Annotated in this window: 1 rRNA gene; it reads right to left on the minus strand. The window is 56.9% G+C overall.

The window, feature by feature from the left end:
- Nucleotides 1–653: ribosomal RNA gene (locus QHF84_RS50180) — 16S ribosomal RNA — on the minus strand; the annotation flags it as partial.
- Between the last annotated feature and the right edge of the window lie 2 nt (nt 654–655).

Genomic DNA, 655 nt, shown 5'->3' on the forward strand with positions numbered 1-655 from the left:
AGTTTCGAATGCACTTCCTAGGTTGAGCCCAGGGCTTTCACATCCGACTTTCCGAGCAGCCTACACGCGCTTTACGCCCAGTAATTCCGAACAACGTTTGCACCCTCTGTCTTACCGCGGCTGCTGGCACAGAGTTAGCCGGTGCTTGCTAAAGGGGTACCGTCATCATGCCGTCTATTCGACGACACTTATTCGTCCCCCTCCACAGAGCTTTACAACCCGAAGGCCTTCATCACTCACGCGGCGTCGCTGCGTCAGGCTTTCGCCCATTGCGCAAGATTCCCCACTGCTGCCTCCCGTAGGAGTCTGGACCGTGTCTCAGTTCCAGTGTGGCTGATCATCCTCTCAGACCAGCTACCCGTCTTTGCCTTGGTGAGCCATTACCTCACCAACTAGCTGATGGGCCGCAGGCCCATCCCCTGGTGCGAGCTTGCATGCAGAGGCCCGCTTTTACCCCTGCCTCTTGCGAGGCCGTGGTCTTATGCTGTATTAGCCCTCCTTTCGGAAGGTTATCCACCACCAGAGGGTAGGTTACCTACGTGTTACTCACCCGTGCGCCGCTTTACCGGGGCCGAAGCCCTTTCTCGCACGACTTGCATGTGTTAGGCGCGCCGCTAACGTTCGTTCTGAGCCAGGATCAAACTCTCCAGTTAAA

This window comes from Polyangium sp. y55x31 (assembly GCF_029946505.1).
Taxonomy (GTDB): domain Bacteria; phylum Myxococcota_A; class Polyangia; order Polyangiales; family Polyangiaceae; genus Polyangium.